General features: G+C 70.1%; 9 protein-coding genes. 1 reads left to right on the forward strand and 8 read right to left on the reverse strand.

Annotation, left to right across the window (positions count from 1 at the left end; all coding sequences use genetic code 11):
- Positions 1–118 precede the first annotated feature (118 nt).
- From V8J36_RS19360 to V8J36_RS19395, 8 genes are all read right to left on the reverse strand, one after another.
- A complete protein-coding gene (locus V8J36_RS19360) occupies positions 119–919 on the reverse strand; it encodes a Pnap_2097 family protein (RefSeq protein ID WP_336468966.1) in 801 nt (266 codons plus the stop codon).
- Complete coding sequence (locus V8J36_RS19365) at positions 916–2,169, reverse strand: MSMEG_0569 family flavin-dependent oxidoreductase (RefSeq protein ID WP_336468967.1); 1,254 nt, start codon at positions 2,167–2,169, stop codon at positions 916–918. The genes V8J36_RS19360 and V8J36_RS19365 overlap by 4 nt, the downstream gene beginning before the upstream one ends.
- Positions 2,170–2,180: 11 nt before the next feature.
- Entirely contained in the window at positions 2,181–2,459 is a 279-nt protein-coding gene (locus V8J36_RS19370; RefSeq protein ID WP_336468968.1) for an MSMEG_0570 family nitrogen starvation response protein, read from the reverse strand.
- On the reverse strand, positions 2,452–3,420 hold the full coding sequence (locus tag V8J36_RS19375) for a sll0787 family AIR synthase-like protein (protein ID WP_336468969.1): 969 nt from the start codon (positions 3,418–3,420) through the stop codon (positions 2,452–2,454). The genes V8J36_RS19370 and V8J36_RS19375 overlap by 8 nt, the downstream gene beginning before the upstream one ends.
- Positions 3,420–3,965, reverse strand: a complete 546-nt coding sequence (locus V8J36_RS19380; RefSeq protein WP_336468970.1) for an MSMEG_0567/Sll0786 family nitrogen starvation N-acetyltransferase — start codon at positions 3,963–3,965, stop codon at positions 3,420–3,422. Before V8J36_RS19380 ends, V8J36_RS19375 begins: the two co-directional genes overlap by 1 nt.
- The gene (locus tag V8J36_RS19385; protein ID WP_336468971.1) at positions 3,962–5,083 is read right to left on the reverse strand and encodes an MSMEG_0568 family radical SAM protein; all 1,122 of its coding nucleotides are present in this window, start codon (positions 5,081–5,083) and stop codon (positions 3,962–3,964) included. Before V8J36_RS19385 ends, V8J36_RS19380 begins: the two co-directional genes overlap by 4 nt.
- Positions 5,076–6,044: a Nit6803 family nitrilase gene (locus tag V8J36_RS19390; protein ID WP_336468972.1), complete on the reverse strand. Its 969-nt coding sequence runs from the start codon at positions 6,042–6,044 to the stop codon at positions 5,076–5,078. The genes V8J36_RS19385 and V8J36_RS19390 overlap by 8 nt, the downstream gene beginning before the upstream one ends.
- 177 nt (positions 6,045–6,221) lie before the next feature.
- The gene (locus V8J36_RS19395; protein ID WP_336463214.1) at positions 6,222–6,704 is read right to left on the reverse strand and encodes an MSMEG_0572/Sll0783 family nitrogen starvation response protein; all 483 of its coding nucleotides are present in this window, start codon (positions 6,702–6,704) and stop codon (positions 6,222–6,224) included.
- A gap of 278 nt (positions 6,705–6,982) precedes the next feature.
- Between V8J36_RS19395 and V8J36_RS19400 the strand changes: the two genes are divergently transcribed.
- Complete coding sequence (locus V8J36_RS19400) at positions 6,983–8,353, forward strand: aminotransferase-like domain-containing protein (RefSeq protein ID WP_336468975.1); 1,371 nt, start codon at positions 6,983–6,985, stop codon at positions 8,351–8,353.
- The last annotated feature ends 204 nt before the right edge of the window (positions 8,354–8,557 follow it).

Below are 8,557 nucleotides of genomic sequence, written 5' to 3' on the forward strand. Positions count from 1 at the left end.
CGGCACGGCATCGCTCGACCCTGCCGGTCGGGCGAGAGAGGGGCCGAGGGAGTAGAGATCCCCTTGGCTACTCGCCTCCGACCACCCGCGGGCCCGTGGGCGCAAGGACGAGAAGAACTCAGACGGCATGAAAGCGGCTGCGCATGAGGGCGAGCGGCCGGCCGTCCGGTGCCGCGAGCTGCGCGAGATGGCCGCCAAGCGCCGGGCGGAAGCCGATGCCCACCGTCTCGCCCGGATCGACATTGCCCATGTAGACGGAGCTTCGCTCCGCGAGCAGCCGTTGGGCACTGGCGCCGCGCGTGAAATCCGCGCGCTCGACGAGGGCCGCGAAGCTCGGGAAATACAGAAGGCCCGCGGCGTTGAACTCGGTCGCTGGGCAGGGCAGCAGGTGGTGGGACGGTTCGATCCGGGGCGGCGCCGCGGCGATGCGCGCTGCCTGCCGCGCCAGAAGCGCCAGCGTGGTGGGGGCGGCGGGCGGCACCGCCATCACGCGCGGCGCACGGCGCACGACGCTGCGGTTGCGCGCGGCATTGTCATGGCCGACGAAGACCGAGACGAGCTCGATCCGGCCGATCTCGTCATCGCCGAGCCGCAGCGACTGGCGCGAGGCGAGCCGGCTTGCGCCGATGCGCGACAGCTCGCCCGCAAGGCGCAGGCGGTCGCCGAGCCGGGGCCGCCCGGGCTGGAACAGCCTGAGCCGGGTGGCGCAGAACGCGGCATAGAGCGGCCGGCCGTCGGCGCAGTCGAACTGCGCCCGGTCCTGGCCCATCGCCGCGGCGATCAGCCGCCAGTGCAGATCGCCCGCACGGCGCATCAGCCATTGCTCGGACAGGCCGCGATAGCCCATCTCGGGCATGCCGAGGCGGTGATCCTCCCACAGGGCGGGTTCCGCCGCCGCGACCCGTTCGGCCCGGCTCATGCGGCAAGCCCGGCGCGGGCGCGGTCGGTGATGCGTGCGGCGAGGTAGCGGCTGTCCTCGTCGATCGCGAGGAAGCGCCCCGATCCCCAGGTGTTCAGCCAGCCGAGGCCGATGAAGTAGAGCCCGGGCACCTCGGTCACGCCGCGGTGGAACATGGGCTTGCCGCGTTCATCGAAGCAGGGCGCCTCGATCCAGGAATAGTCGGGGCGGAAGCCGATCGCCCAGAGGATCGAGGTGATGCCCTCGGCCGCCATGTCGATTTCGGTCGTCTCGCGCGCGGGGCGCCAGAGCTTCTCGAACGGCGGCTCCTCGAGCGCGTCGATGCCGCTGGCGGCGATGTAGGCGTCGATCTGGGTGCGGATGCCCATGTAGCTTCGGTCGGCGTCGTCGAGGTTCTTCTCCAGGTCCGGCAGGAATTCGAGCCGCGTGCCCGCGCCGCCCGAGACCGAGCCGTAAAGTTTCACGCCTTCGAGCGCGTAGCGGCGCAGGTCGATCTCCTTTCCGCCGTCGCGGCCCGACATGTAGTGGTTGGTCTGGCTCAGCGCCTTCTGCGGGTCGGGATGGCGGTCGATGGTCACCGCGTAATGGCCGGCCTCGTGCAGCCAGTCGGTCGCGTCGCGGCCGCGGTAGCGGCGCGGGCTGCGCGGGGCGGGACCGACGGCGAGGTGGACGGGACGGCCCGCAAGGTGGAAATCGTCCATCAGCTGCACGCCGGACTGGCCGGTGCCGACGATCAGCGTGCCGCCATCCGGCAGCTGCGACGGGCGGCGGTAGTCGCGCGAATGCATCTGCACGATGGCGGGGTCGAGATCGCGGGCGAAGGCGGGCTCGATCGGCGTGTCGTAGCCGCCGGTCGCGATCACCACCTGGCCGGCGGTGAAGCGGCCGGTGCGGGTCTCGACGACATAGCCATCGTCGAGCCGGGCGACTCGCGTGACCTCGACCCCCTCGCGCAGCGGCGGATCGAAGCTGTCGGCGAAGCCGTCGAGGTAGTCGACGATCTCGTCCTTCAGCATGAAGCCGTCGGGGTCGCCTCCGCGATAGGGCCAGCCGGGCAGGCGGCACTGCCAGTTCGGGGTGACGAGGCAGAAGCTGTCCCAGCGGTTATGCCGCCAGCTCTCGAAGCGTTTCGCGCGTTCGAGCACCAGGTGCTCGATACCGGCGGCGCAGAGATACCAGCTGACGGACAGGCCGGCCTGGCCGCCGCCGATGATGATGACGGGGACATGCGGATCGCGGGCGGGGGTCATGCGGGGACCTTTCAGCTGAGGCGGAGGCAGGCGACCTCGCCCCCGGGGGCTTGCATCGCGGCTTGGGTCTCGATCCGGGAGAGCTGGTCCATCGCGGCCGAGCAGGCGAAGCCGTATTTCGCGGCGACCCGGTCCGAGGCCTCGGTCAGCGCGGCGCGGGCGCGGGCGAGGAAGTCGGGCAGCGGATAGCTGGTGCCGGCGCTCAGGTGCTGGTGGATCACGGTCGAAGGCGAATAGCAGACTTCCTCGGCCCCATCGGGCCAGCGGATGGTGAAACGAACCTCAGGCATCGGCGGACTCCGGGGCGAGCGACAGGTAGGGGGCGGCGGCATGGTCCCAGAACGGGGCGCGCACGCCGTCGCGGGTGAGCGTGACGCAGGTGCCGTCGGTGACGCGGCCGATGAGGGCGGCGGTGATGTCGCGGGCGGCGAAGCGGGCGAGTATCCCGGGCGCGGCGGCGTCGGAGGCGGTGAGCAGGAAGCCGAAGCTCGGGAAGCTGACGAGCCAGCGCGCGAGCGGCACGCCCGCGGGCAGGGGGATGGCGTCGAGGTCGATCTCGATGCCGGTGTCCGAGCATTCGGCCAGCATCAGCGCGGTGCCGGCGATGCCGCCCTGGCTGATGTCCTTGCCGGCGGCGGTGAGTCCCTCTTCAGCCAGCGCGGGCAGAAGCGAAAGATCGCCGCGCAGCCGGTCGTGGGGTGCCTCAAGCGCGGCGCAGAAGTTGTCGAAGCTGCGATAGGTGCCGCGGTGGTCGATGGCGGCGATAAGCTGCTCGCCGGGCTGCGCGGCGAAGGAAGATATCAGCCGCTCCGCCCGGCCGGTGACGCTGACCGACAGGCCGAGCGCGGGTGCACGCAGGTTGGTATGGCCGCCGACGATCGGCACGCCATAAGCGCTGGCGGCGTCCGACAGGCCCTTCAGCAGTGGCGCGGCGCTGTCGGCATCAGGGGCCCAGACGGCATCGAGAAGTGCGGTCGCGCGACCGCCCATCGCGGCGATGTCCGACAGGTTGACCATCACCCCGCACCAGCCCGCGAACCAGGGATCATGGGCGACGAAGCCGGGGATGAAGCCTTCGCCCGCCAGCAGGTCCCAGCCGCCCTCGGGCCGCGGGAGGGCCGCGGCGTCGTCGCCGGGCGCGCCGGGGGCCGAGCCGGTCAGATTCAGCGCGCGCGCCGCCGAGGCGATGTCGCGCTTGCCGGTGATCGAGGGATGGGCCGTGAGATGCGCGGCGAGGGCTGCGGGATCCATCACCGCCTCCGCGCAGAGGCGCGCGCCGACCAGCCGATGGCCGGGTCGGGGATGGGCGGGTAGTGCGGCAGGCTCGCCAGCATGTGGGCATGCGGCACACCGTGCAGCATCACCTCGTCGATCACCTGCCAGTGCAGGCGGCGGAACAGAGGCACGTTCTGGATCTGCACATGGGCATGGAATTCCCGCGCGCCGCGCCCGGTGGCGGTCGAGACCGCGAGGCGGATCAGCTCGGCCCCCAGCCGCCCGACCCGGCGGTGGTCTTCGGCCACGGCAAGGCGCGAGCCCCACCAGATCCCGGGCGCGGGCTCGTGGATGCGCACGGTGCCGACGACCTCGGCCGGTTCGGCGGCGAGCGTCGAGATCGCGACCAGCGGCAGGGCCAGCTGGTCGATACCGTCGCGGTCGTGGCCGGTGAACAGCCGCTGCTCGTCGACGAAGACGCGCCGGCGCAGGCGGGCGGCGCCGGTCAGCTCCCACCGCTCGGTCGCCGCGCGGATCAGGAATTCGGGGCTGACGAAGGCCGAGGGGGGCAACCAGATCATGCGCGCACCTTCAGCTTCTCGTAGACCGACAGGGCCGAGCAGGCGCCGCATTTGCCGCAGCCCGCCTTGATGTCGGCCGCACTCATCCCGGCACCGGTCACCATGCGCGACAGAGGCTCCAGCACCGAGGCCATGAAGGCCGCGTCGGGGGCGGGGTGGCTTTCGAGCGGCGTGCCCGAGATCGGCACGAAGGGCACGACGAAGGGGTAGACGCCGATCCCGACCAGCCGCTCGGACATCGCGAGGATCGCCTCGGCGGTGTCGCCGAGGCCGGCCAGGATGTAGGTCGAGACCTGCCCCCTGCCGAAGACCTTCACCGCCGCCTCGAAGCTCGAGTAATACTTCGACAGCGGCACCGAGGCCTTGCCCGGCATGATCCGCTCGCGGACTTCGGGCGTCACCGCCTCCAGATGCATGCCCAGCGCATCGGCGCCGGCGTCCTTCATCCGCTGGTGCCAGGCGTCGTCCTCGGGCGGCTCGCATTGCACCTGGATCGGCAGGTCGACGGCGGCCTTCACCGCGGCAGCACTTTCGGCGAGCACCGCGGCGCCGCGGTCCTTGCCGGGCGGGGTGCCGGTGGTCATCACCATGTGCTTCACGCCGTCGAGCGCCACCGCCGCCTTCGCGACCTCGGCCAGCTGCGCGGGCGTCTTGTGCGCGACGGTGCGCCCGGCGGCGAGGCTCTGGCCGATGGCGCAGAACTGGCAGGTCTTCTTGCGGCTCTCGTAGCGGATGCAGGTCTGCAGGATCGTCGTCGCCAGCACGTCGCGCGAATGCAGCACCGCGATGTGGTTGTAGGGCACGCCCTCGGCGGTCTTCAGGTCGTAGAAGCGGGGACGGTTCGGGAAGCGCACGCGCGCGATCTCGGCGCCGTCGCGGCGCACGACGGCCTCGCCGCCCGGGTCCGGCGCCTCGACGACATAGGGGCTGTCGAAGGCGGGCGCGGTGTGGACCGGGACCATCACCGTGGTGTCGCCGAAGCTCACCGCCTTGTGGTCCGAGGGGCCGGCGCCGCCGCGGCGGCTTTCGTGGCCGACGCGCGGATCGACCAGCCGCATGCCGCGCGTTTGCAGCTCGTTGATCAGCGCCGCGTCGGGGGGCTGGGAAAGGTCACGCATCCTGGGCCTCGCTCGCTTCGGGGGTCGCTTCGGGAAGGATCTGTTCCAGCGGGCGCTGTGGCCGTGCGTCCTGCACGAGACGCAGCAGCTCTGGCCGGGCGTAATGGCCGACCGAGTCCATCATCCGCTTGCGCTTGGTGATCAGCGCCATGTCGAGATCGGCGATGACCATGCCCTCGCCCGCGGTCAGCGGCGGCGCGGCATGCCGGCCCTCGGGGGTAATGATGCAGGTCATGCAGCCGTCGCGCAGGCCCTTCTGCAGCTTGGGGTCGGGGTGGATCGAGGCGATCTGTTCCTCGGTCAGCCAGCCGGTGGCGTTGACGACGAAGCAGCCGGATTCCAGCGCGTGGTGGCGCATCGTCACCTCGATCTGCTCGCCGAAGATCGGGCCGACGAGGCTGCCGGGGAAATGCGACGCGTGGATCTCTTCGTGCTGGGCCATCAGCGCGTAGCGGGCCAGCGGGTTGTAATGCTCCCAGCAGGCCAGCGCGCCCATGCGGCCCACTTTCGTCTCGACCACTTTCAGCCCCGCGCCGTCGCCCTGGCCCCAGATCATCCGCTCATGATAGGTCGGCGTGATCTTGCGCCGCTTCAGCTTCAGCGTGCCGTCGGCATCGAAGATCAGCTGCGTGTTGTAGAGCGAGCCGTGATCGCGCTCGTTTACACCCAGCACCACCACCGCACCGCGCTTGCGCGCCGCCTCGGCTACGGCATGGGTCTCGGGCGAGGGCACGGTGACCGCCTCCTCGTAAAGCCGCAGGTGTTCCAGCCCCTGCTGCACGGGCGGCAGCACGAAGCTGAAATAGGGATACCAGGGCACGAAGGTCTCGGGGAAGACGATCAGCTCGGCCCCCTTGTCGGCGGCCTCGGCGATGGCGTTCAGGACCCGCTCGACCGTGCCCGCGCGCGAGGCGAGGTCGGGCGCGATCTGGACGGCGGCGGCGCGGACGGTGCGGGACATGTGGCTCTCCCTTCAAGGAAGGGGCGCCCGCGGACGGGCGCCCGGGGGGGGCTGGCTCAGAGCGTCCAGGTGTCGACGATGACGGCGTTGGCCTTCTTGTGCAGCAGGATGCAGTCGAGCACGTCCTGCGGCTGGATCGGGGTGATCCCGGGGATCAGCGAGGGCTCGCCNGCTGGCTCAGAGCGTCCAGGTGTCGACGATGACGGCGTTGGCCTTCTTGTGCAGCAGGATGCAGTCGAGCACGTCCTGCGGCTGGATCGGGGTGATCCCGGGGATCAGCGAGGGCTCGCCGTGCCCGTAAAGCGCCTGCAGCGCGAAGCGGCAGGCATAGACCTTGCCGCCCTCGGACATGAAGCGCTCGAGGTTCTTGTTGAAGTTCAGATGGCCCGGGAAGGCCTCGTCGCCCAGCGTCGGGAAGCCGCGCTGGATGCCCAGCGTGACGCCCGGCCCGTAGAGCAGGATCGAGGTCTCGTAGCCCTTCCGCTGCAGCCGGATCGCGTTGAGGATGTTGACGAGGCCGATCGAGCCCTCGAAGGCGACGGTGTGGAAGGTGACGAGCGCCTTCTCGCCGGGATCGGCCTTCACATCCTCGAAGACCTTCGACTCGTAGTCGACGAAGTAATCGCCGTCCTTGTGGGCGGGGTGGGTGACTGCGGGCATCGGTCTCTCCTGTCCGTGGGGTGCAGGATCAGGATGATCGGAGTATTGATAGGATCAATCGGCAGTGCAATATCCATACAATAAATGCTTCAATTGAGAGTCGCCTTGCGGAAATAACGGGCAAGTGGCCGGATTTTGTGCCCGATGCGTGAGCATGTTTTGCGATCACTGTCCCATGATACATGCGAATCGTCGGCGCGCCGATCAAAGTTTCCGTCATCGGTTGCCACGCGCCGGGTGCATCCATACAATCGGAAACAATGAACGGACGGATGCAGATGCTGACCTGGACGCCCTCGCTCGGAACCTCGGGCAAGCCCCGCTACCTGGAAATCGCCGACGCGATCGAGACCGCGATCCGCGCCGGCGAATTCGCCACCGGCGACCGGCTGCCGCCGCAGCGGCGGATGGCCGAGCGGCTGGGGATCGACTTCACCACCGTCAGCCGCGCCTATGCCGAGGCGCAGGCGCGCGGCCTGGTAGACAGCCATGTCGGGCGAGGCACATTCGTGAAGGCGGCCGCCATGCCGCAGGACGCGCCCGACCCGCGCCGCGCCCGCGAGGAAGACCTGTCGATGAACATGCCGCCCGAGCCAGAGGATCCCGAACTGATCGCGCGCATGCGCGAGGGGTTGCAGGCGGTGTCGTCGAACCTCGTGGCGCTCTTGCGCTACCAGTCGGCCACGGGCGGCGAGCAGGACCGCGAGGCGGCCTCGTCCTGGCTGTCGATGCGCGGCATGGTGCCCCGGCTCGACCGGGTGGCGGTGACGCCGGGCGCGCATGTGACGATGACGGCGATCTTCTCAACACTGGCGAAGCCCGGCGACCGGGTGCTGTGCGAGGCGGTGACCTATGCGGGTCTGCGCGGGATCGCGGCGGGGCTGGGGCTGGTGCTGGTCGGGCTGCCCTCGGATGGCGCGGGGATTCTGCCCGGGGCGTTGGACGAGGCCATCGCCCGGCACAAGCCGAAGGCGCTCTATCTCAACCCGACGCTGCACAATCCGACGACGCTGACCATTCCGCAGGAGCGGCGCATGGCGATCGCCGACGTCGTGATCGCCCATCGCCTGCCGCTGGTCGAGGATGACGCCTATGGCTTCATCCCGCCGAACGCGCCCACGCCCTTCGCCACGCTCGCGCCCGAGCTGACCTGGCACATCGGCGGCCTCGCGAAATGCATCGGGGCGGGGCTGCGGCTGGCCTACACGGTCGCCCCCGACGCCCGCGCCGCGCTGGCGCTCGGTCAGGCCCTGCGTGCGATTGCGGTGATGCCTGCACCGCTTTCGATGGCGCTGGCCACCCGCTGGATCGAGGACGGCACCGCCGACAGCATCCGCCGCTTCGTGCGGGCAGAGGCCGCGGCGCGGCAGGAGATCGCGGCTGAGGTGCTGCAGGGGTTTGACTTCGCCGCCGATCGCCATGCCTTCAATATCTGGCTGAAGTTGCCCGAGGGCGCGGGCCGGGCCGAGCTGATGGGGCGGATGGCGGGGCGGCATGTCGGGCTGATGCCCTCTGACGCATTCACAGTCGAGGGCGCGCCCGAAGAGCGGATGCGTGTCTGCCTTGGTGGTGCCATCGGCCGCGAGGACCTGCGCCGGGGCCTGCTGTCACTGGCGGGCCGGCTTCAGGACGGCGGCTGGGCCGGCTGACCGCCGTCCACGCATTCGGATCCTGAAGGTCTGGGCTGATCCTGTCGCTGCCATCCTGTCAGCTCGCCCCGGTCCCTGCGGCTCAGAGAGCCTTCTATTCGCGGGCGTTGATGATGTAACCGCCCCCCGACGGCATCGACGTGCCAAGGTGGGATCGCAACAATCCATTTGGGGAGGCGGTCATGTCGGAGATTACCACTGTGG

The sequence above is a fragment of the Frigidibacter sp. MR17.14 genome, from assembly GCF_037095735.1.
GTDB lineage: Bacteria > Pseudomonadota > Alphaproteobacteria > Rhodobacterales > Rhodobacteraceae > Frigidibacter.